At 37.0% G+C, this 24,085-nt stretch carries 20 protein-coding genes; 11 read left to right on the top strand and 9 right to left on the bottom strand.

Annotated elements, in window-relative coordinates:
- Positions 1 to 60: 60 nt before the first annotated feature.
- Positions 61 to 348, top strand: coding sequence for a septum formation initiator family protein (locus tag RIB54_RS14340; RefSeq protein WP_155187523.1), 288 nt, complete (start codon positions 61 to 63; stop codon positions 346 to 348).
- Positions 345 to 878 carry a hypothetical protein gene (locus RIB54_RS14345; protein WP_350101531.1) on the top strand — a complete coding sequence of 178 codons (534 nt, stop codon included), beginning with the start codon at positions 345 to 347 and terminating at the stop codon, positions 876 to 878. Before RIB54_RS14340 ends, RIB54_RS14345 begins: the two co-directional genes overlap by 4 nt.
- Here RIB54_RS14345 and RIB54_RS14350 read toward each other — a convergent pair.
- The 4 genes from RIB54_RS14350 to RIB54_RS14365 form a co-directional block, all read right to left on the bottom strand.
- A complete protein-coding gene (locus RIB54_RS14350) occupies positions 862 to 2,787 on the bottom strand; it encodes a tetratricopeptide repeat-containing sensor histidine kinase (protein WP_350101532.1) in 1,926 nt (641 codons plus the stop codon). The two genes, RIB54_RS14345 and RIB54_RS14350, sit on opposite strands and share 17 nt — an antisense overlap.
- 5 nt (positions 2,788 to 2,792) lie before the next feature.
- Entirely contained in the window at positions 2,793 to 3,155 is a 363-nt protein-coding gene (locus RIB54_RS14355; RefSeq protein WP_350101533.1) for a DUF8788 domain-containing protein, read from the bottom strand.
- A gap of 199 nt (positions 3,156 to 3,354) precedes the next feature.
- Positions 3,355 to 4,428, bottom strand: a complete 1,074-nt coding sequence (locus tag RIB54_RS14360) for an Ldh family oxidoreductase (RefSeq protein WP_350101534.1) — start codon at positions 4,426 to 4,428, stop codon at positions 3,355 to 3,357.
- Entirely contained in the window at positions 4,428 to 5,363 is a 936-nt protein-coding gene (locus tag RIB54_RS14365; protein ID WP_350101535.1) for a Ppx/GppA phosphatase family protein, read from the bottom strand. Before RIB54_RS14365 ends, RIB54_RS14360 begins: the two co-directional genes overlap by 1 nt.
- A gap of 106 nt (positions 5,364 to 5,469) precedes the next feature.
- Between RIB54_RS14365 and RIB54_RS14370 the strand changes: the two genes are divergently transcribed.
- From RIB54_RS14370 to RIB54_RS14400, 7 genes are all read left to right on the top strand, one after another.
- Positions 5,470 to 7,056: an acyl-CoA carboxylase subunit beta gene (locus tag RIB54_RS14370; RefSeq protein WP_350068493.1), complete on the top strand. Its 1,587-nt coding sequence runs from the start codon at positions 5,470 to 5,472 to the stop codon at positions 7,054 to 7,056.
- A 117-nt stretch (positions 7,057 to 7,173) separates the two neighbouring features.
- Positions 7,174 to 8,244 carry a M42 family metallopeptidase gene (locus RIB54_RS14375; protein WP_350101536.1) on the top strand — a complete coding sequence of 357 codons (1,071 nt, stop codon included), beginning with the start codon at positions 7,174 to 7,176 and terminating at the stop codon, positions 8,242 to 8,244.
- Between the two features lie 117 nt (positions 8,245 to 8,361).
- Positions 8,362 to 8,883 (top strand): YfiR family protein, encoded by a 522-nt coding sequence (locus tag RIB54_RS14380; RefSeq protein ID WP_350068417.1) that lies wholly within the window; start codon positions 8,362 to 8,364, stop codon positions 8,881 to 8,883.
- Between the two features lie 137 nt (positions 8,884 to 9,020).
- Entirely contained in the window at positions 9,021 to 12,311 is a 3,291-nt protein-coding gene (locus RIB54_RS14385; RefSeq protein ID WP_350101537.1) for a sigma 54-interacting transcriptional regulator, read from the top strand.
- Between the two features lie 181 nt (positions 12,312 to 12,492).
- Positions 12,493 to 13,008 (top strand): YfiR family protein, encoded by a 516-nt coding sequence (locus RIB54_RS14390; protein WP_350067355.1) that lies wholly within the window; start codon positions 12,493 to 12,495, stop codon positions 13,006 to 13,008.
- A gap of 41 nt (positions 13,009 to 13,049) precedes the next feature.
- On the top strand, positions 13,050 to 14,195 hold the full coding sequence (locus RIB54_RS14395; RefSeq protein WP_350067357.1) for a PAS domain-containing sensor histidine kinase: 1,146 nt from the start codon (positions 13,050 to 13,052) through the stop codon (positions 14,193 to 14,195).
- A gap of 37 nt (positions 14,196 to 14,232) precedes the next feature.
- Positions 14,233 to 15,045 (top strand): ABC transporter substrate-binding protein, encoded by an 813-nt coding sequence (locus RIB54_RS14400; RefSeq protein WP_350101538.1) that lies wholly within the window; start codon positions 14,233 to 14,235, stop codon positions 15,043 to 15,045.
- Here the strand turns inward: RIB54_RS14400 and RIB54_RS14405 are convergent.
- A complete protein-coding gene (locus RIB54_RS14405; RefSeq protein ID WP_350101539.1) occupies positions 14,997 to 16,223 on the bottom strand; it encodes a 3-phosphoshikimate 1-carboxyvinyltransferase in 1,227 nt (408 codons plus the stop codon). The two genes, RIB54_RS14400 and RIB54_RS14405, sit on opposite strands and share 49 nt — an antisense overlap.
- A gap of 101 nt (positions 16,224 to 16,324) precedes the next feature.
- Here RIB54_RS14405 and RIB54_RS14410 point away from each other — a divergent pair, with 101 nt between their 5' ends.
- On the top strand, positions 16,325 to 16,504 hold the full coding sequence (locus tag RIB54_RS14410; RefSeq protein ID WP_350064046.1) for a hypothetical protein: 180 nt from the start codon (positions 16,325 to 16,327) through the stop codon (positions 16,502 to 16,504).
- Here RIB54_RS14410 and aroB read toward each other — a convergent pair.
- On the bottom strand, positions 16,495 to 17,520 hold the full coding sequence (gene aroB, locus RIB54_RS14415) for a 3-dehydroquinate synthase (RefSeq protein WP_350101540.1): 1,026 nt from the start codon (positions 17,518 to 17,520) through the stop codon (positions 16,495 to 16,497). The two genes, RIB54_RS14410 and aroB, sit on opposite strands and share 10 nt — an antisense overlap.
- Before the next feature lie 149 nt (positions 17,521 to 17,669).
- Between aroB and RIB54_RS14420 the strand changes: the two genes are divergently transcribed.
- On the top strand, positions 17,670 to 18,854 hold the full coding sequence (locus RIB54_RS14420) for a proline dehydrogenase family protein (protein WP_350101541.1): 1,185 nt from the start codon (positions 17,670 to 17,672) through the stop codon (positions 18,852 to 18,854).
- On the opposite strand, the gene RIB54_RS14425 is transcribed toward RIB54_RS14420, so the two are convergent.
- The 3 genes from RIB54_RS14425 to RIB54_RS14435 all read right to left on the bottom strand — a co-directional run.
- Positions 18,843 to 20,867 carry an OmpA family protein gene (locus tag RIB54_RS14425; RefSeq protein ID WP_350101542.1) on the bottom strand — a complete coding sequence of 675 codons (2,025 nt, stop codon included), beginning with the start codon at positions 20,865 to 20,867 and terminating at the stop codon, positions 18,843 to 18,845. The two genes, RIB54_RS14420 and RIB54_RS14425, sit on opposite strands and share 12 nt — an antisense overlap.
- A 3-nt stretch (positions 20,868 to 20,870) precedes the next feature.
- The gene (locus RIB54_RS14430; RefSeq protein WP_350101543.1) at positions 20,871 to 21,917 is read right to left on the bottom strand and encodes a PorP/SprF family type IX secretion system membrane protein; all 1,047 of its coding nucleotides are present in this window, start codon (positions 21,915 to 21,917) and stop codon (positions 20,871 to 20,873) included.
- A gap of 1 nt (position 21,918) precedes the next feature.
- Positions 21,919 to 24,085 (bottom strand): PKD domain-containing protein (locus RIB54_RS14435; protein ID WP_350101544.1); only part of this gene is annotated, 2,167 nt, incomplete at its 5' end.

Raw genomic sequence — 24,085 nt, forward strand, 5'->3', positions numbered from 1 at the left:
CAGATTTTAACAATCTGGTTTTTCTTCTTATATTCACTACATATTTTTTAAACTGAAATTATGAAACTGCCCAAATTCACGCGGAACTTTTATTTTTTGTTCAGTTTCTTTTTTGTCATTTGGATGCTGTTTATTGACACCAATGACTTTTATACACAATACAAACTCAATCAGAAACGTAAGAACTTAGAAGATCTAAAAGAATACTATCTAGAGAAAATCTCTGAAGTAAAGGAAGATCGGGATGAGTTATTTAGTAGTGATGAACTGCTAGAGAAATATGCGAGAGAGAAGTACCTGATGAAAAAGGAGACTGAAGATTTGTTTATTGTGGTTGAAGAAGAATGAAAAAAATAATATTAATTCTATTATTGGCTATTCCTGTCGCAGCGTTTTCCCAAGGCTCTGAGGATGTTAGGGATGCCAATTTTATAAATAGAGTTTATACAGGAGGAAATATTGGCTTCCAAATGGATGCGTTTAGAACCACTGCCGAAGTGTCCCCAATTATAGGTTATCGGATAACAAATGAATTTTCTTTAGGCATTGGATTAACTTACATTTATTATAAATATGAAGATAGCTATACTGATTTTGAAACCAATATTTACGGTTATCGCATGTTTGGTAGGTATAATATAACTCATCAATTCTTTTTATTGACAGAATATGAAAGCTTAAGCCTTGAATTCTTGAATGATGGCACTGAAAATCGACAATGGGTTCCCGGAGCATTTGTGGGAGGCGGTTTTTATCAGTCTATTTCTGATAACGCTGGGTTTAATATAGCAGTTTTATATAATGTTATGTTTGATGAATTGAGGTCGCCATATAAAAGCCCATTAGTCTATAGAGTTGGTTTTACTGTAGGTTTTTAGATCTAAATAATGGCAAAGTGACTGAAATGGAAGTGCCTTTTCCTTCAACACTTTCAATTGCCAACTGACCTTTATTGATTTCAGTAAATTCTTTCACAAGCTGCAAGCCAAGACCAAGACCTTTTTCGCCTTTGGTACCCCAACTCCTATTAAAATTATTCTCAGCCAAAAGCGTTTCCAACTTTTCTTGAGGAATTCCTATTCCTGTATCCTGAACTTTTACACTTACCATTGAGCCGTCAGTTTGCGCAGAGATGGTAATTGAACCTCCATCAACCGTAAACTTGATTGCATTGCTTACTAAATTCCGTAGAATAGTCTTAACACTGTTTACATCAACCCACATATCTACATCGGTATCAATTGTTGATTTAATTTCAATATTTTTGGTGTCCGCCATATTCTTGAAAAGATTAACAAGTTCATCAACCAAAGTTTTCAACTCTACTTTCTCAGGCTTATAAGGTATGGTGCCTTGTTGTGTAACAGACCAATCTAACAGGTTAGTAAGAAGAGAAGATAGTCCATCTACCGATTTTTCAAATTGAGAATGAATTTGTTTCAAATCTTCAGTGTCATTTTGATCGATGGAGAATTTCATAATAGTAGAAAATCCTTTGAAAGAGTTGACCGGGCCCAATAGATCATGGGCAATAATTGAGAGGAATTTCTCTCTTGTCTCATTCATGGCCTCTAGCTGATCTCGCTGAGCCTCCACCTCTTCTTTGCGCTCAGTAATAATCATGTTAAGCATTTGTTTGCGCTTGTTGTTACGGTAATACATAAATGCAAGGAACGCCAGCAAAATAATTATAGTGGACATAGAGGCAAACAAGATATTTTGCATGCGTTGCCTGCTTTCTAGCAGATCTATCTCTATTTGTTTTTGCGAAACCTCATATTCTGTTCTTAGATCCGCCATTTTACGAACGGTTTCTTCATTGTTAATGCTATCGCGATATGCCAAATATTGTTTTTGATATTCAAATGCAGTTTGATACTCTTCTTTATACTCATAAAGTTCCGCTAACTTCAAACTGGCATCACGAATTTGTTCTTTTAGCCCATGATCTGTGGCAATATCTAAACTATGTTGCGCATATTGCAAAGCTCTATCAAAATCACCTTTTTCTAAATAAATGTCCGAGATGTAGGTATCATAAACTGCAATTGGATAATAATCTCCTAATTCGCTAAGTATTTCTATAGCAAGCTGCATATTACTCTCAGCTTTTTCAGGTTGGTCTTGTTTGGCATAAACCATACCTACGTTGCCTAAGTTGTAGGCAGTTCCAATTAAATAGTTTTGTTCTTTAAATATCTTGCCTGATTCTTCAAATAGAAGTATGGCAGAATCAAGTTTGTCTGCGTTAAAATATTCATCACCGGCATTCAATAAAGCAGTAGCTAGTGGTATTGAGTCTGTTTCAGATCTTAAAATTGAAATAGCTTTATTGTAGTAGTTGGTTGAATTAATGTGGTCGCCTTCTACTGAATAAACATCACCTAAAGCGAGGTATGAACCTCCTACACCGGATATATAAGACATAGAATTAGCTATTTCAGCACTTTTGAAAAATGATTCTGCTGCTTTGTCGAGATTTCCTTTTTCGCGTAGTGCATGACCTCTTTGGAGATAGCCTCTATGTAAGTATAACTTACTATTTAGTTTAGATGCCAATGAGATTAACTCATTGGAGTAATATATACTCGTATCTGCCTTTCTTTCGTTAAGGGAGATATTCCTTAAGACTTCTAACTTGTTAGAATCACTGAGTTCATTATGATTGTAGATTTTTTTTAAACTATCTGCTACCCGTTGATCTTGAGACAAACACAGCGTAGTTATACAACACAAAAGGCCTATAGTAAAATAGGCCTTAGTATGTGTAGCAGTTTTTAAGAGCATTCTGATTACGTGTTTACCTTTAGTTTTGGATCATCCGTATATACTGTTCCGCCAGCACTTAACCTGTAGCTTATTGAATAAGACTCACTTCCGCTCGCATCGCTTTTTATTGTTCCTGTCCATGAGCTTTGAGGATTAGAAGGGTCAGTTGGTGCAGGGTTACTAACAAATAGGTTGTTGCTTACCTCATCAGTAATAGCTGTAATTTGGTATACACCTCCATTTGCAACCAAACTCCAAGTCACTATATCTCCGGGAGATACTACAGTGGTTATGGTATTATCTCCCTGATGACCTTCGCTGTCCGAAAGGTACAAACCATCATTATCTGACTGTTTGCTTATGTATATGCTTACGTTTTCTGCCATGATTAAAACTTAGTTTTTAAAGTTCAAATAATTTTAAAGCTTGAAATATACTTATTCTGCCAAACAAAAATAAGATCACGGTTTATTAGTTGTGTAAGTTTTATACTTATCAAATTTTCCTAAGATTGAATTGAGATATTCTATTCATAGATTCATAACAAATCAATTAAGTTTATCAAAAGATAAAGACCTTAGTTTCTTAAAAATCCAAACTGAACTTTTGTGCTAGTTCCTGAAGGTCTTTGACAACATTCTCATTAAGAGGAATTCCGTTCTTACTTCTTTCTGCTTCAAATTCTCTTTCCGGATCACCAGGTATTAAAACCTTTTTGCCTTCAACAGCTTTCGTTTCCCTAAATCTGCTTATCCAGTTGTCCATGTGGCTCTTAAACTCATCTGCAGGCCTCCAGGCGTCTATTCTCATGGCACCAAGGAAATGACCCAAACCTTCACCAACAGGATTATCAGATAGTGGTAAAAAGCTCACGAAAGGAGGAGCCCACGGCCCATAATTTGCACCTGAAAATACTGCGGAAAATATATCTACTATAGAGCCCAAAGCATACCCTTTATGGCTGCCATGTTCTCTATCACCGCCTAAGGGTAGCAATGCCCCTCCCTCTTTTACTTCATTCGCATTGGTTGATGAAGCTCCGTCCTTTTTCTGAACCCAGCCTAAAGGGGCATCCATATTTTTTCGCTGTAGAATCTCTAGCTTACCGTTAGCAGCAGTTGTTGTAGCAAGATCAGCTACAAATGGAGGTTGATTTTTTGTTGGTATTGAAACGGCAATTGGATTTGTGCCTAGCATTCTTTCTGTAGCAAAAGTAGGTGCTACTAAAGGGCTTGCATTGGTCATTGCTATACCAATCATGTCTTTTTCCAGGCCCATCATGGCATGATAGCCAGCAATACCGAAGTGATTGGAATTTTTTACGCTCACCCAGCCTGTACCAACTTCATTAGCCTTTTTCATGGCTATTTCCATTGCTTTTGGTGCTACAACCAGGCCTAAACCAGCATCTCCATCAACAACAGCCGTACTTGGAGTTTCATGTACTACTTTAATGTTTGGTGTTGGGTTTACCCTGTCATTTTCCCAAAGTCTCACATAGCCAATTAACCTGGCCACCCCGTGGGAGTCTATCCCTCTTAAATCCGCCTGCAGGAGTACACGTGCAGCTAACTTGGCATCATCATCAGAGCAACCAATGCTTTTGAATATTGACTGAGTAAATGTTTTTAACTTTTCTGCTGAAAAAACCTGATCCATTATTTCAATTCACCTTTTAACAATTCTGCCAACACCCCTTCTTTTAAAGCATGCGTTGAAACTCTTATATTATCAAACGTATATTTATTTAGTATAAAGTTGAGCAAACTTGATGCAACCACAATCATATCAACCCTTAATTCTATCATACCGGGGATTTGCATTCTTGATGCTCTATCTTTTATGATTAGATCGTGATGGATTTTGCTAACAGCATCTAATGTTAGTGGAGTTTCTTTGTCTTCAACTCTTTTTTGTAATCCGGCTTGTAAGCAATAAATATCACTAAGAGTATCAAAAGTGCCTGATGACCCAATCAACTCTTTAGGCTGCCACTTATTCAAAGCGTCAAACAGTGGAGCTAATTTATCCTCCAGATATGTATTTAAATCTAATACTTCTGAATTCAAAATAGGATCAGATTTATGAAAGAGATCCACTAGCCTTTGTGCTCCAATCTCAAAACTTTTTCGCCACAGGATATGATCATGGCTTCCAATAATGAATTCCACGCTACCACCTCCAATATCCATAACTAGTGCAGGGCTAGCCCCAATATTAACAGCAGCATCTACTCCCTTAAATATTAAATCTGCCTCTGTTTCTCCAGAAATTATTTCGATACTGATATCAGTTCTTTCTTTAATTTGGTCACGAAGTTCAGTGCCATTGGCAGCATTACGAAAGGCGCTTGTGGCAAAAGCATGTACAAACTTGACGTTTTGATTTTTAATTTCAGCAGCAAAATAATCGAGCGCATTTAGGGCTCTTTCAAAAGCAGCAGGGATTATGATCTTGTTATTAATTCCGCCCTCACCAATTTTTACAGCTACTTTTTCTTTGAAAAGAATACGGGTTTGATCATTGATAAGTTCAACGATCAGTAGATGGAAGGTATTAGTTCCACAATCAATTATTGCTAATTTTTCGGTCATTGTGGTTAAAATTTTGCGCAATATACCAATTCGATTTTTAAAATTGGTATCAAGCTAAATGCATTCTATTTTATTTATCTTTGACACTTTAGCAACATTTTTAAACATGCCGGATAAGCCAACAAAAAGGGTGTACACCCTTCCAACAAAAGAGGAAAAATTTAAGTTACTAGAACAAAAAAATGAAGAAGCTCTGCTTGGAGGTGGGGCTGATAGAATAGCAGCTCAGCACAAGAAAGGTAAGCTCAGCGCAAGGGAAAGAGTTCATCTTTTATTAGATGAAGGTTCTTTTGAGGAGATAGGAAAATTTGTGATGCATCGCTGTAAAGATTTTGGTCTTGATAAGCAATATTATTTAGGGGATGGAGTAGTTACAGGTTATGGCACTGTAAATGGGAGACTGGTTTATGTATTCTCACAGGACTTTACTGTTTTTGGAGGATCCCTTTCAGAAACCCATGCCGAAAAGATTGTAAAAATCATGGATCTTGCCATGCAGAATGGTGCACCACTTATTGGGTTAAATGATTCTGGAGGAGCCAGAATTCAAGAGGGAGTAGTTTCTCTTGGAGGCTATGCTGATATTTTTTATAGAAATACTTTGGCTTCTGGCGTTATACCTCAAATTTCAGCTATTATGGGGCCATGCGCTGGTGGAGCAGTTTATTCTCCTGCCATTACAGATTTTATTCTGATGGTTGAAAATACTTCTTACATGTTCGTTACAGGGCCTAATGTGGTTAAAACTGTAACGCAAGAAAATGTAACTGCTGAAGAATTAGGTGGTGCTAGTACACACAGTACTAAGAGTGGGGTTACGCATTTCTCATGCGCAAACGAAGTGGAGTGTATCAATAACATAAAGGCATTGTTGAGCTACATGCCACAAAATTGCGAGGAAGATGCGCCAGTTTTAGATTATGAATTAAATGGTGAAGAAAAGGTTAAGTCTTTAAATGACATAATTCCAGACAACCCTAATCAGCCCTATGACATGAGGGAGGTTATAGAAGGCATCGTTGATGCTGATACTTTCATGGAGGTCCATAAAAATTTTGCTGATAATATTGTTGTGGGATTTGCTCGTATTGGAGGCAGAAGTATTGGCATTGTAGGTAATCAACCTGCCTCTTTGGCTGGTGTTCTTGATATAGATGCAAGTACAAAAGGTGCAAGGTTTGTTAGATTCTGTGACTGCTTTAATATTCCGCTTCTGGTTTTAGAAGATGTTCCAGGATTTTTACCAGGAACAGATCAGGAATGGAATGCGATCATAACAAATGGTGCTAAGTTACTTTATGCTTTTAGCGAAGCCACTGTACCAAGGATAACTGTAATTACAAGAAAGGCTTACGGAGGAGCATATGATGTGATGAACTCTAAACATATAGGGGCAGATATGAATTATGCTTGGCCTACCGCTGAAATTGCAGTAATGGGCGCCAAAGGTGCTTCTGAAATAATTTTTAAGAAGGAGATTTCGGAGGCAGAAGATTCAGAAGCAAAGCTTCAGGAAAAGGTAGATGAATACACTGATAAGTTTGCAAACCCCTACCGTGCTGCACACAGAGGATATATTGATGAGGTAATAATGCCTGAGGATACAAGAGCTAAATTGATAAGAGCATTTAAGATGCTTGAGAATAAGGTAGCTACTTTGCCTAAAAAGAAACATGGAAATATTCCATTGTAAGACAAAAATCAGAAGAAGCCGCTTGAATAGTGGCTTTTTACTTTCTGAGAGTACTGGATATATTACAGGGCAAAATATTAAGAGTTGATGTGGGAATAACAAGATCAGTATAAAGACATGGATAAACAGAGTAGAGCATTTTTAGATAAGTATTTAAATAATTCATCACCAACGGGTTTTGAAAAGTCAGGCCAGCAGATTTGGCTTGACTATGTTAAGCCTTATGTTGATACGAATTTTACAGATACCTATGGCACAGCTGTCGGGGTTATTAACCCTGAAGCAGAATACAAGGTTGTCATCGAGGCTCATGCTGATGAGATATCCTGGTTTGTAAATTACATAACAGAGGAAGGATATATCTACGTGAGAAGAAATGGTGGCTCTGATCATCAAATTGCCCCTTCCAAAAGAGTAAATATATATACTAAGAAAGGAATTGTTAAGGGCGTGTTTGGCTGGCCAGCAATCCATGTCAGACGAGATAAAACCGAAGAGCAACCTTCCCTTAAAAATATATTTGTTGATATAGGCTGCAGCTCAAAAGACGAAGTTGAAAAATTAGGAGTGCATGTTGGCTGTGTCATGACGTTTGATGATGAGCTAATTGACCTTAATAAAAATTTCCTTGTTGGCAGGGCTTTAGACAATAGAATTGGTGGCTACATGATAGCAGAGGTAGCTCGTCTTATCAAGGAGAAAAAGAATAAACTTGACTTTGGGCTGTATGTAGTGAATGCTGTTCAGGAAGAAGTTGGATTAAGAGGGGCGCAGATGATTGCTGAGACGATTTGTCCCAATTTGGCACTAGTTACTGATGTTTGCCATGAAACTACATCGCCAATGTACAATAAAATTGAAAGTGGATATCAAAAAGCAGGCAATGGACCAGTTTTAACTTATGGCCCTGCAGTGCATAATAATGTGCTGGATATGATCATTGATGTTGCGGAAAAAAATAAGATTCCATTCCAACGTGCAGCGGCTTCTAGGGCTACTGGCACAGATACAGACGCTTTTGCTTATTCAAACAAGGGTGTGGCATCGGCATTAATTAGCCTTCCGTTAAAATATATGCATACCACTGTAGAAACAGTACACAAATCAGATGTTGATAATGTTATAAAACTAATTTATTCGTTTCTATTAGCACTTCAAAATGGGCACGATTTTAGTTACTTGAAGTAATAGTACGGAGTTATTTCTGTAATTAACTTACATTCAACAGTTTGAGAACACTAGAATGTTTCTAATCATAGTTGTGTTTTGTACTTTTGTTATTACTTCTTTAAAAGTCTTATAGTTATGAAAACCATCAGAACAATTTTTTTATTCAGCATTTGTGCAATTTTTTCATTTAGCAATGCCACTGCTCAGGATCGTCCAGAGCATGAACTGCACGCGATGATGATCTACAATTTCTTGAAATACATCCAATGGCCAGGAGATAAAAACTCTGGAGAATTTGTAATTGGTGTTTTAAAGGATGACAATGTTTATAATACATTGAATACATGGTACGGGAACAAAGAAAGAGGAGGAAAGAAATTTATCATAAAAAATTATAGTTCAGCAGCTGAGATATCAAATTGCCAATTGCTATATGTAGGCTCAGGAGGCAGCAATCAATTTGATGATGTTTTGGCAAAGCTTGGATCGGAAGCTACATTGACTGTTTCTAACAGGAGAGGTTTAGGTGAGAAAGGAAGTTGTATAAACTTCAAGGTTTTGGACGGACGATTAAAATTCGAATTAAATCAAGCGGCCATGGATAAGGCAAGCCTTAAAACATCAAGTCAGCTTTCAGCAATGGCAATATTGATATAGAAAAAAGATTAGTATAAAGTGGAAGGTCGGCATTAGCCGACCTTTTTTTGTTTAAATTCTTCAGTTGCTATTTATTATAGTAGCTAGTTCTTATTTTATCCATTAATTTTATTTAAATACCATTCATTGTAACCGTGATGGAAATAGCAAAGGCAAATATTGAAAGTCTCACACATTTTAGTATGGAAAATGCCCCAATGGCCATCTATTGGGTGACGGAGAATGGAATTATAGCCAACGTTAATGAAGCAGCTTGCCATATGCTTGGCTATGATAAGTCAGAGTTGATAGGGTCAAAGGTACCTGATATCAATCCTGAATTTTCGATTAGGAGTTTTCGTGAACATTTTTTACAACTAGTTGAAGCAAAGAAAATGCATTTTGAGTCCACTCAACTGACCAAAAATGGGAAGGAAATAGAAGTTGAAATTGTTACAAACCTGGTGCAATTTGAAGACCAAAAATATGCTTGCTCGTTCATAACTGATATTGCTGCCAGAAAAAGGATGGAGCATGAAATGTTGGAAAACGAGGAAAGATGGAAAGTTGGGCTCGAAATATTAAATGAAGGCGTATGGGATTGGGATTTAAGTGCAGAAAAAGTCTTTTTTTCAAGGCAGTTTGCTGAGAATTTGGGATATAAAAAAAATCAAATTATAAACTTTATCAAAATATGGAATGATATCATCCATCCTGATGATAAGCAGAAGTATAAAATTCGCCTGATTGATCACCTTAAAGGGTTAACTGACCGCTATGAGTCTGAACATCGACTGAAAACCCAAACGGGAGAATACCGATGGTTTAAGGATCGCGGAATGGTCATTAAAAGAGATGCCAATGGCCGTGCGATAAGAATGATTGGTAGTAGTTTAGATGTAACTGAAAGAATAGAGGCCGAAAAAACAGAGAAACTGAGCCACCAGGAATTTAAAGAACTTTCCGAACAAGCACTAGCTGAAAGTCAAAGTAGATTTCAAAACATCCTTAATTTTTCAAATGATGCAATTCTAATACTTGAGGCTGAAAATCAGACAATAGCAGAAGCCAATCCGAAGGCCTCTCAGCTTTTTGGAATTGAGAAAGGTGATTTTTATGGGAGAAAAATATCAGAATTTCTACCAAAGCAGCAATCAGCCATTAATTCATTTTTAGACAACATTATTGAGACACGGGTTGGGCATTCAGAACAATTTGTACTACGCGATCATACCGGGGAGAATATAGCAGCTGAAGTATCCGCCTCTTATTTATCCTTAGATAATGAAAAAGGAATATTGACTGTAATTCAGCCTATTTCTGATGAGAAGCATATTGAAAGTATATTGAATCAGATAGTTGAAGAAGCCCTTTCCAAAACCAGAATGGACTTTGTTCCAAACTTTATTGAAAAAACAGCTGCTGTTGTAGGGGTTAGATGTGTTGGAATTTCTCAGGTTGTAGACCAAAATGCAAGCGAACTACAGGTAGTGAGCCTGTGGAATAAAGATAAATTCGAAAAGCCATACAGATATGGTATCAGTGGAGCACCTGTTCAAAAAGTATTTAAAGACGGTTTGACTTACTTTAGAGAGGGCGTCTCGAAGTCCTTTCCCCAGGATGTATTCTTGAGTAAAATGAATGCAGAAGGCTATCTGGCTGTTCCTGTTTTTGATTCTTCTAAAAGAATTATAGGCCACTTTTTCATGATCGATGATAAGCCTTTAGAGCGTAGGCCTTGGGTTGAGTCATTATTGAAGATTGGTGCCAATCGGATGGGATTGGAGATAGAAAGAAAGAAGGTTGAAGATGAATTAAAAGAGAGGGTTGGATTAGAGGGCTTGGTTTCTGAGATTTCCACACGATTTATTAATACAACTTCAGATAAGCTATCAGAAAGCATAAAATGGGCATTGCAGGAAATTGGCGAATATGTAAAAGTTGATCGAAGCTATATTTTTAAGTTGAGCGAGGACAGACAATCAGCCTCTACTACTAATGAATGGGTAAGAAGTAGCATAAAGCCACTCAAAAAGGAATTTAAGTTAGTGTTGAAAGAAGATTATCCATGGCCATTTGAGCTTCTTGAAAGTAAGAGGCTATTGCTTATTCAGGATATTGATGATACAGGAGAGGATTTGGGGACATTCAAGAATGTTTTTCATCAATATGGTATAAAGTCAATGCTCAATGTGCCAATGGTAGTTCAAAACAAAATTTATGGTTTCCTTGGCTTTGACTCTGAAGAAATTAAAAGCTGGTCCATTAATGATATTGTTCTCCTTAAGCTCGTGGCTGAAGTTATTGTAAATACTATTGAGAGAGTAACGTTTGAGGAGAGCCTAAAGAAGATGAATGATAACCTGGAGCAGGAAGTTAAAGATAGAACTCAAGAGCTTTCTAATACCAATGAGGAGCTTGAAAGTGCTCTAAATGAGGTCAAGGAGCTTAGGGATAAGCTAGAGGCGGAAAATATTTACCTTAAGGAGGAAATTGAATCTGGTAATAATTTTGAGAATATTATCAGTCAGGATAAAGACTTTAAAAAGGTTTTGTTAGAAATGGAGTACGTTGCCAAGACGACTTCTACCGTCCTAATCTTAGGGGAAACAGGTACAGGAAAGGAAGTGATTTCAAAGGCATTACACAACTTAAGCGACAGAAGAGATAAACCTCTAATAAAGATTAATTGTGCAGCATTACCAGCAACATTAATAGAAAGTGAGCTTTTTGGTCATGAAAAGGGAGCTTTTACTGGTGCTGCAAATGTGAAACAGGGCAGATTTGAGTTGGCAAGTGGAGGAACATTGTTCTTGGATGAAGTAGGGGAAATGCCGATTGAGTTACAGCCAAAATTATTAAGAGCCCTACAAGAAGGAGAAATAGAAAGGCTAGGAGGCACAAAGACAATAAAGGTAGATGTACGATTGATTGCTGCTACAAATAGGAATCTAGAAAAGGGAGTAGAGGACGGAACCTTTAGATCTGACTTATTTTACCGGTTGAATGTTTTTCCTATAAATATTCCACCGCTAAGGGATAGAAAGGATGATATCAGGCTACTTGTGAATCATTTTGTTCAGAAGTACAATGCAAAACTCGGTAAGCATATTAACAAAATTCCTCAGAACATCATTACACAACTTGAAAAATACAATTGGCCGGGCAACGTCAGGGAGCTTGAAAATATAATAGAGAGGGCGGTTATTATCAGTCCTTCTTCACAACTCAAGCTTGGTGACTGGTTTTTATCCAATGCTAAATCAAGTAGTACCACCACTTCTGATAAATTTGAAAGCCTTGAAAAAATGGAAAGGGCATATATTGTAAAAGTGTTAACAAAAACCAATTGGAAAATCAGTGGGCCAGGTGGTGCGGCTGAGATTTTGGACCTAAAGCCTACCACTCTTGAAAGCCGTATAAAAAAGCTGGGAATTGCCAAGTCTTAATTCACGAAATATCGTGAATTCACGAAATATCGTGAATTAATCTCATTAATAAGTATTTACAATTAGTCGACAAAACGTCATTAAATAGCTTTAAGTGCGTTTTTTTCCCGTTAATAATTTCTGGCACTGCATTTGTAATGTGGAGAGCATTGTCCAACTAGTTTATTAAAAATAATTTAAAATGAAAAAATTAATTTCAACATTTGCTCTTTCAATGTTACTTTTCACGTCAATCAATGCTGGAAGTGACAGACCTATTCATGAAATCCACTCAATGATGATTTATAACTTCATCAAATACATTCAGTGGCCGGGCTATGATTCTTCTCAAGACTTCGTTATTGGTGTTATTGGAGAAGATGATGTTTTCAATACATTGAATACTTGGTATAATGGAAAAGTGAGAGGTGATAAAAAATTCTTAGTTAAGAAATTCAATTCAGCAAATGACATTACAGGTTGCCACATTATTTATGTTGGTAAGAATCAAGGAAAGTCTTTTGATGCAATCAACAGCAAAGTAACTGGTTACCCTACATTGACTATCACTGATACTCCTGGATTAGGTGTGAAAGGTAGTTCAATTAATTTCAAAACAGTAGATGATAAACTTGCTTTCGAATTGAACCAAAAGGCCATTGACAAAGCTAACTTGAAAGTAAGCGGTCAATTGGCAGCAATGGCCATAATGATCTAAGATATCTTTAAGAGATATCGTCAGTCGCAATGATTGAAAATATGACTGAATTTGATCTGTTCAATTTTTCAGCCAAAGGAGAAGAAGGAATTGCGTTGAGGGAGGAGGAAAAAATGTTTAGGTCTATAGTAGAGAGATCAAGCAACATAATAATAATAACAGGGGGTGATTATCACATAAAGTATATCACCCCTTCTGTTAAGAGGTTGCTAGGCATGAAGCCAGAAGAGGCTCTAGGAAAAAGTTTATTTGATTTCATTGATCCTTCAAAGGAAACGTCATTAAAGGATTTTGTGGCGTCTAATAATGAAAGCTTGAAGGACAAACTCACAGAGGTTTGCTTACGGGCAGAAGGAGACAGAACTGTTTTCTTTGATGTGACCATCTCAAATTTATTGGATCACGATAAGATTGGTGGTCTGGTCATCAGCCTTCATGATATAACGGCCAGAAAGCTAGCTGAAGAAAAACTTCAAAAGGCTAATCATGAGTTAGATCAATTTATCTACAAAACTTCACATGATTTAAGAGCGCCATTGCTATCAGCTTTGGGTCTGGTAGAGCTGGCAGAAAAGGATCCTGAAAAGGATGAGCATAATTATCTTAGGATGATTAAAATGAGCCTCAATAAGCTCGATAATTTCATTGAAGATATCAACAGTTTCTATCGTAATGAGAAGCTAGCTATCAGAAATGAAAGAATAAATTTTGATGAAATTGTGAAGGATGAATTAAATCAACTGACCAATTTCTATGATACAGATAATGTTAAGGTGAACTATAACCTTAACAGGATATCAGATTTATACTCTGATTCAGTAAGAATAAAAACAATACTTACCAATGTTATTTCAAACGCATTGAAGTATAGTGATAAAGGTAAAGAAGAATCTTTTATCAATATAAACATTCAAGTGACACCAGATGAATGTTTGATAAAAGTTGAAGACAATGGTATCGGAATCAGGCAGCAATACATGGGCAATATCTTCGATATCTTTTACAGGGCGGATGAGAACGCGAAAGGTTCTGGTTTGGGTTTGTATATAGTAAAAGATACGATTGATAAACTTGGTGGACAGGTCCAGGTATTTTCTGAATATGGTAAAGGGACAACCTTTACCATATCCGTACCTAATTTTTTGAATGTGACACACGGTAATTTAAACCTAGTCACTAAAAGCTAATTTTTTAAATCTTCCTGCGTGTTCTAGATTTGTGCAGATGGATGCAGGAAGTATTTTTATTGACCAGATGGGATATGAGGTAGGGGTGCCTCATATACCCACAAGGGTCATCTCACTGGTCCCTTCTCAGACAGAACTACTTTATTATTTAGGACTTCAAGATTCTATTGTTGGAATAACCAAGTTTTGCATACACCCTGATGATGGTGTTAGAAACAAAACTAAAATAGGAGGAACAAAGAAGTTTAACTTTGAAATCATTAAAAGCCTCAACCCAGACTTGATTATTGGTAACAAGGAAGAGAACTACCAAGAGGGTATTGAGCAACTCAAAAGTCATTATTCCGTATGGATGAGCGATATTGACTCGCTGGAGTCATCATTGGATATGATTCAGCAGCTTGGTGTTATTTTTGGTGTGTCTGATAGAGCTAATCATTTAGCTGATTCAATTCGAATTGGCTTTAATGGATTGCCAAAATTCAAAACCCTTAGTGCTTTGTATTTTATCTGGAACAGCCCTAAGATGGTGGCAGGTACAGGCACATTCATCAATGAAATAATGAAACTCGGAGGTTTTGAAAATATGATTTCAACATACCGTTATCCAGTTCTGGATGATGATGAATTAAGACGCTTGCACCCTGAAGTGATTTTACTTTCAAGCGAGCCATTTCCATTTACAGAAAGGCATATAGAGCAGTTTGAATCTCTATTTCCAGAGTCTCAGATTCTTATTGTGGACGGAGAAATGTTCAGTTGGTATGGGAGCAGGCTTTTACATATCCCTGATTATTTAATTCAACTTCGAGAAAGGTTGATTCCCACTTTTTCAAAGTCCGCCCAATAGCTTGGATATGATTTGTTGACCACAAGAGGGTCTTCAATCTCTACATCCATAAGCATGCATAAAGGAGCAAATGCCATGGCCATTCTGTGGTCTTCATAGCTGTTAAAAGTAACCTTTGTTGACGGCAGATCAGTTGCTGGTATTACAGTCCATTGGTTGTCTTTTTCAACCAGCGATGCACCAATCTTTTTTAACTCCGCTTGCAGTGCAAGTATTCTGTCTGTTTCCTTTATTCTTAAACTTTCGAGTCCTGTGAAATTCCCTTCAATACCCTTAGCCGCACAAATAACCGCCACAGTTTGAGCTAAATCAGGACTGTCAGTAAAGTCGAAACTAAATTCACTTTGATGATTAATCTTTTTTAAGGTCGCACCTGATTTATTAAAAACTGTTTCAACTCCAAGGCTTGTCATCATTTTAGTTAAGATGCTGTCACCTTGAAGCGCGGGTAGTTTTATGTCTTTTATTTGGATACTAGACTTGCCACTCAGAGCAACCATACTGTACCAATAACTTGCAGCAGACCAGTCAGGTTCTACACTGTATTTTGCTACTTTATAAGTTTGTGGCTTTATTTTTACAATGCTACCTTCAAAAGATGAGCGCACTCCATAAGACTTCATTACCGCCAAGGTCATGGTAATATAAGGCCGACTTCCTATTTTACCCGTAAGATTTAATTGGAGTCCGTTTTTAAGTAAAGGTGCTATCATTAACAGAGCAGATATATATTGACTGCTGATATCACCTGGAATATCTAATTGCTGCTGTCCACTATCTCTAAAACCATTAAGTTGGATGGGGGGGTAGCCATCCTTTTTTTCATATTCTATTTGCGCTCCAAGCTTTCTAAGGGCATCAACGAGTAGTCCTATTGGTCGATTTTGCATGCGGTCTGAACCGGTAAGCACATTCTTTCTATTAGTTACAGCCAGGTAGGCCGTTAGGAATCTCATAGTAGTACCGGCATCTAACACATCTAAGGTGCTTTCACTACTAGCCAATAACCTAATCATCGTTTGTGTATCACGGGCCTCTGAAAGGTTGTCTATTGCAGAATTACCACCAGCAAGAGCATCTATAATCAATGCACGGTTGGATATACTTTTCGAAGCGGGTAGGTCAATTTCAACATTGTTGAAGTCTGACTGTTTTTTTATAAATATTATACTATTCACTTATATTTTATTAGCATCTACGCAAACTATAATGACTCAAATATCGTATATATATCATGATAGTACAATTTGTGTTTATAGTTGGTAAAGAAAATTAAAAGATGAAGACTGGAAAAAAAATCGCATTATTCTTAGGCATAGCAACTGGTGCTGCAGTGGCAGTTATGACATTGGGAAAAACAAGTAAAAAAAATAGAAACATAGCAAGTAGAAGTGTTTCAAAATCGGGTGATAAGAAGGATTTAAACAGTCTTGATGACTCAGATATTAATTACGTTTGATTATAGAAATCAATGGAGTCAAGAATATCTTCATTGCTAATTTCACAATCCCACTTCGCATTTCCAATTGATTCAGGCAGTACGGCTAGTATTTTATTGCCTTGATTCTTTTTGTCTTGAAGGGTATATCTAATTATTTCTTGCTTATACTCTTCCTTAATTCTATGCTTAGGGTATAAGCTGTTTATATATATTATTATTTCATCAAGTTCATTTTGGGAAATCATTCCTCGGTTTGAGGCGATATAACTTTCGCAAATCATTCCTAGCGCCACGGCTTCACCATGTAAAAGTTTATTAGTAGTGTTTAACAAAAATGTTTCTACAGCGTGACCTACAGTGTGCCCGAAGTTCAATAATTTTCTTGCTCCTTTTTCCGTAGGGTCGCTATCTACTATCTTTCTTTTTATTTCAATTGAATGATTAACAACTTTACTCCAATCCGTTTTCTCATAAGAGGTTTCGATCAGCTTTTTCCAAGCCTTCTTGTCTGCTATTATATGGTGCTTTATCACTTCAGCGAAGCCAGATTTTAGCTCTTCTACTGAAAGCGACTTTAAAAAAATTTGATCTACAATTACCAATTCTGGTATGCTAAACAACCCAATATGATTTTTCAACCCATTGAAATCAATGCCTAATTTACCGCCAATACTAGCATCAACTTGGGCTAAAAGTGTAGTAGGGATATTGATAAAACTAATTCCGCGCTTATAAGTACGTGCGCAAAAACCTCCTAAGTCCCCTATAACGCCACCTCCAAGATTTATCAGTAGGCCTTTTCTATCAAAATTAGCATTCGTAAGCGCTTCCCAAACTATAGCGCAAGTCTCAATATTTTTAAATTCTTCTCCAGCATTAATTTTAATAACTGTGTGGTTTGGCAACTGAACCAACGGGTAACAGTGCTGGTAAGTATTTTCGTCACAGAGAACGGCTATCTGGCTAAAAGTATTTGATTTCAGAAACTTATCTAGCTCTATATTAAAATCAGATGTTATGGCAATTTTTTCCAACTTGATTACAAGATTATTATGATTAGAATGTGCTTTTCTGGTCGAACTGCTACGCTGACTGAAATAGCAGAATTTAAAGATATTAAAATAAAACAAAACACCGGATTATAGGTTATTTTATATCTTTGAGCGCAATAATCAAGGTACCTATGCAACTTGCATCTAATATATCATTTGATGACACATCTAATGCTTTTGAGGCCAAATCGGACAAAGCACTGAAGAAAGCAAACTTTCTGTTTTCTGTTGTCAACAACCCTATTATGTCAACCCTTTCTACTGGCTCAGTGAGACTTGGGTTGGCATTGAGACTGCCAATTAAAGGAATTATAAAGCATACAGTATTTGAGCACTTTTGTGGTGGTGAAAATATTGAGGATAGCAGAAAGACAATTAAGGAATTAGGGGATTATAACATTGGAACCATTCTGGATTATTCAGTTGAAGGGGAAGACGATGAACAATCTTTTGATAAAACAAGGGATGAAATAGTTCGAACAATTGAGGAGGCGGCTAAGACTGAACGCATTCCTTTTAGTGTATTTAAAGTTACAGGTCTTGCTGACAGTCCTTTATTGATCAAGATTCAATCCGGTAAGGTACTTACTGAAGAAGAAAAGAACGCTTTTGAAAGGGTTAGACAAAGAGTGGATGTTATTTGCAAGAAGGCATTTGAACTTAGCGTTCCAATACTTATTGATGCAGAAGAAACCTGGCTACAAGAGCCGATTGATAAGCTTGCATATGAGATGATGAAGAAGTATAACCAATCTTCATGCATTGTTTTTAACACTTTTCAAATGTACAGAACAGACACATTAGAGGGTTTGAAAAAGGCTTTCCATTATGCCGCTATGGACAATTATTACCTGGGAGCAAAACTTGTAAGAGGCGCCTATATGGAGAAAGAAAGGGAGCGAGCAGAAGAAATGGGTTATGAGAGCCCAATCCAACCAACCAAAGAGGCTTCGGACGATAATTTTAACAAAGCATTGGCATTTTGTATAGATAATCAGCAGCGGGTATCAGTTGTATGCGGATCTCACAATGAGTATAGCAACTACTATCTTGCGTTGTTGATGGAGAAACATAACATGAAAAATGATGATCCAAGAGTATGGTTTGCCCAGCTTTACGGCATGAGCGACAATATATCTTTTAATCTGGCGAAAGCAGGTTATAATGTTGCTAAATATGTTCCCTACGGCCCTGTAAAATCAGTAATGCCCTATTTACTGAGAAGAGCCAGTGAAAACACTTCAGTTGCCGGGCAAAGTAGTAGGGAGCTATCGCTAATCAGAAGGGAACTTAAAAGAAGAAAATCACTTAGTTAGAATCACAAATTCAACCCTTCTGTTTTTCTCCCGATCTTCTTCGGTGTCATTAGATTCTCGTGGGCTCGTCTCTCCAAAACCAAATGAACTTAATCGTTTTTCCTTAATACCGTTTTTAACCAGATAGTCCAATACTGCACGTGCTCTATCTTCCGATAGTTTTTGGTTGTAATCGTCCTGTCCTATAGAGCAAGTGTGTCCATCGAGTTGAATTGTAATCTTTTTATTTTCTTCAAGAAAGCTGACCACCTTATTTAGTTGAGGGATGGATTCATCTTTCAATGTGGCTTTATCGAACTCGAAATAAATATTATCAAGTGATATCCTTTGTCCTACTTCAATAGGAGATAAGAATATGTCCCTTTTAATACTGTCACTTTCATACACAGAGTGAAGGTCTATAGGTTCATGTTCAACAGTAATATAGTTTTCTTTAACAACATTAAGTTCAAAAATGGCAGCTATAGGCATTACCAAACTATAGTATCCATCTGCTTCAGTTATTTGCTCTGTGACTATATAATTGTCAGTTTTATTTATCAAATCAATTTTTGCCCCATCAATGGGCTCATTTGTATTGGCATTTAAAACTCTGCCATAAAGCGTAATTATAGGTTCAGGCAGGTGCATGGCTGGTAGCTCAATTCTATAAATATCAGCATCACTACCGGTTCCGTTTGTATAGTATGCATATTTTGAGTCGTACTCCAAATGAAAAAACATCTGATCATTTTCATCATTAACAGTTGGGCCAATATTTTCTGGATCAGACCAATTCGTCCATGTATCATCTAGTCGGTGAGAGATAAATATATCTGTACCACCAAACCCTAAATGCCCTTTGGAAGAGAAGTAAAGTGTCTTTCCATCCGGAGCGATGAATGGTGATGACTCTTCATCAGATGTATTTATTACTTCGCCTAGGTTTTTTGGTGTTGACCACCTTCCATTATCTTGAATGAAGCTTACATAGATATCACGATCACCTTCAGTATCTCTTCGCTGCACAGACATCAAGATTGTCTTTTGATCTTGACTTAAAAAGTAGTTTGCATATGGAGAAAAGTTCTCTTTATTTTCAATTTCAACATTTCTGATGTTTGAGATTCCACTGTCAAGTTTGTAAGCGATGGAAAGGCCCTCAATCATTTTGTCTTTTTTATACTGATTACCCAATAGTAGAGTATAACCTCTTTTATATGGTACAATTGAGCATACAAAATTAGGACCTTCATTATTCAAGGGTGCTCCCAAATTGACAGCATCTTTCCATTCTCCGGATGCATCTTTTTCAGCATACCATATATCTTCCAAGTCTTTTTTACCACCAATATTATCAGGGTGAGAAACACGACTAAAAAACATAGCCTTTGCATCTGGGGTAAGTAAGGGTTTTAAATCCTTGTATGGACTATTAACTTTCTCACTTAAGCGTTCAGGAGCAACTTCACCATAAACGCCTTTTGCTGCTGTTATATTTATTTTAATTGGTTCATCAGAATCAGAAATTCCAATAGCATCTATTCCATTATGCCCGGGCACTTTGCTACCGTCTATCTCTACTTTAACTGCAGCAACTTCATAAGGGGTTTCTTCAAGAAAAATGTTGAGAAGTCTGCCTTTAATGGGAATAGGTTTAGGGGTGAACACATTAATTAAATACTCTACACCTTGAATATCATAGGCATAAACTTTAGATACGGCACTCGGATTAAGCGATTCGGCAATTGCTATTTGTTTTATTTTCATTGGATTCTTAAACCCAACTTTAATAAAATCTACTTCATCATCCTTTCTTGGCGCCCAGGCTCTAGTTGAGCTAACACTTCCGGGGTAGATGTTTGGTTCATCTAATGCTTGCATGGCTTTATATGACTCATCACCAATTAGGACCATATGTCTTGAAACCCGCCATTCTGATGAAACCTCAATTACCTCAGAGGCCCATTCAACCTTTTGAGCATGGGTGAATAAGCATAAAATGATAAAGAGAAAAGTTAGAACTGTTTTCATTTTTTAATAGCGGGATTTTGCTGGGGCATGACTTGTAAATCTGTAGGCCAGATTGACTTCATATGTTCCTATACCACGATCGTTATATCTAAGTGAGGAAGTGTTCCAGTCATAACTAAAAGCCACCTTAAACAGTGCGGTTTCAAATTCTGTTAAAAGGATAAATGAGTCATTTATCCTATACCAGCCACCAAGTCTGGCTATTCCGTAGTTCATTTTTCCTTGATTAAAAGTCGTTAATTTATAGCTAAAATAGGAGCCAATATTATTCTGAACAGTTTCGTCCTGATAGGCAATGAGGTAGTTAGCAGATATAGTTGCTTTATAAGAAACATTTAAAACCATTCCACCATGATATTTATATAACAATGGAAGTTGCTGGCTTTCTTGTTCTAGTAGGCTCTCATTTGGGTTATTAAGATGTGAAACGGATACACCTGAATTAATGCTGTTTATCAACTCGCTTCCTGTTTGAATTGGATTGTACCACCAAAATGCTCCTGCATTAATATCAATAAAAGTTCTGCCTCGTAAGCTATTAACATCTGACGAAGTAATTGAAGCATCAAAACCAACATATGGGTTATACTGTTCTCCCCATTGTAATCCATCGGGGTCTATTCGCTTATTGATTGCTCCTAATTGTAAACCGAAAGTTATCAGATTAATGTATTTATGATCTAATGGTAAGTTATAGGCAAATGCTACATTTCCTCCTGTTGTTTTGAAGTTATTGTTTTCGCCTGCAGTGTCGTTGTAAATTGAAAGCCCAAATCCCCCAATGTGTCCTAGTGGTTTAGTATGCTTAGATTTATAGTAAGGGACAACGAGAGAAAATTGACTTGTGGTATACGGAAATAATAAATTCCTCCATTGTGACCTGTGCCCGAAACTAACTGTGACATCTTGTTCTATACCTGCCAATGCAGGATTAAGATACAATGTGCTATTAAAAAATTGTGAAAAGACAGCATCTTGCCCTTTTGTTGAAAAAGGCAGGATACATACCACAAGTAAGATTATTGAATAACAAAATTGTTTAGGGGTCATCTCATTTAGCTAATGTGATGGTTCCGGTTTTTTCAAATTCAGTTCCATTATTAAACTTGCCCCTTAGTGTATAAGTGAAAACATTATTTTCCTTTTCTTCATCATTACTTTTGCCATTCCACCCGCCAGTAGTGGCATCTGCAACACTGTTAGTTCTGTAAACCACTTGACCCCATTTGTTGAAAATCATGAATTCAAAACCATCAGAAGAAATGTTTTCACCATATACCTTCACTTTATTGTTTTCAGGGTTAGCTGAAGTAGGGCTGAATATATTTGGTACATATAGATTTTGATTTTCAGTCACAATCACTGATTTGCTTAAGGTTGCTTCACAATCACCATTCAGTACAATCAGTTGAATGGTGTAGGTTCCGGGTGTAGAATATTGATATTCTAATGTACTACTACTACTACCCCCGCCATTGCCAAAATCCCAGCTGTAACTTGTGCCATTCTGATCATTAGCGCTAAAAGTATAGTCAACATTTGAAGTCAGTTCCAAAATCTCCGAAGATTCATTAATAGTAAATTCCGCACTTATGCCTTTGAAATCTGCCATATCTGAAAATTGAGTCACTGTGCACCCATCAAAAACTTCAAGAATAAATTCTACATCAAACTCTTCTTCTATGGCCACATAGGTAGCAACTTTTGAATCTGCATTAGAGAGATTACCTGTACCAGTAGTTGTCCAGTTAAATGTGTTGTTAGTTTGCGGAATATCATTATTCAGTTTTACCTCTTCACCAACACAGTAAATCGGATCAATGTAAAGCTGACCGTTAGGCCTTATGTTTAAAGAAACAGATACCGTGCCGCTGGCACTACCACCACAATTAGAATCAGAAACAGAAATTAAAGTTATTTCACCAACTTCATTGGTTTGAAATTCAAATATTGACTCCTCGGTGGTTTGTATTACTTCACTGTTATTTATTAGATAAGTTACAGTCCAAGGGCCATCCCCAGTCAGTGTGATTTTTACAGTTGCATCTTCATCTTCACAAACACTTCCTCCGCCACTGATTTGTGCTGTTGGAGCGTTAGCTCTTTCTAAAAATGCATCTCCACTGACGGTTCCTGGCACTCCATGAGCATCTAATACTGAGATCAATGAGTAGTTCCCCTCTTTAGTCACGTCCATTACATAAGGACTTTCATCAATATCTATATTGAATTCGTTGCTTCCATCGGTATATGTTACTTTCCATGGACCAATACCTTCGAGATTTATAACAAGAGAGTATATATCTCCACTACAAAATACAGCAGAGCCACCAGTTAATATGGCTTGTGAAATTATTGTTTCATCATCATCTCCATCGTCATCATCCCCGTCATCATCTCCATTATCATCATCCCCATCATCATCTCCATTATCATCATCTCCGTCATCATCATCTCCGTCATCATCATCTCCATTGTCATCATCCTCGTCATCATCCCCATTGTCATCATCCTCGTCATCGTCACATGACCCATCCCAATTGACGTTTTCTATGTATTCCCCAAAACCAGAACCATCATCACTTAGGTTACAACCCGACTTGATCCAGATTCCTATAATTATTATTTCACTCGTGAATGTCTGGCTGTTTCCAGATAGGTCATCATATTTTTCTGTGCTTTCATCACAATATTTGATTACAACATTTGACAAATCTTTAGTTGAATTAGCCGTCACACTTAGGTTGTCATCAGCAAAAACTGCAGAAACTTCAGCCTCACAATTATTGTCGTCTCCATCATCATCCAATGCTACTTCCACAATGTTTGTTTCTCCCCAATATTTATCACAACCTTGAATTCTTGCACATCTGATGTAATACATAGTTTGGGTCAGTCCTGAAACAGGAAGTTCTATGAGATTTTGAGAACCAGTAACCAAAGACCAGTCGGTGTTACCTTCAACATTAGGAGTGTTAACTTCGCTTTGCAGCCAAACATATTCGAAATCAGTACCACCAAAAGAGCTTGTCGGTAATGCAGTTGATACTACAGTATTTGTGTTGTTTGGATCATAAGGGCCATTGAAAGCGATAGATCCACCGATGATGAATTCAGGTTTGCAAGGATCAACAGCTACTTCCACAATGTTTGTTTCTCCCCAATATTTATCACAACCTTGAATTCTTGCACATCTGATGTAATACATGGTTTGGGTC

The sequence above is a fragment of the Fulvivirga sp. genome (genome assembly GCF_040218215.1).
Classification (GTDB): Bacteria; Bacteroidota; Bacteroidia; order Cytophagales; family Cyclobacteriaceae; genus Fulvivirga.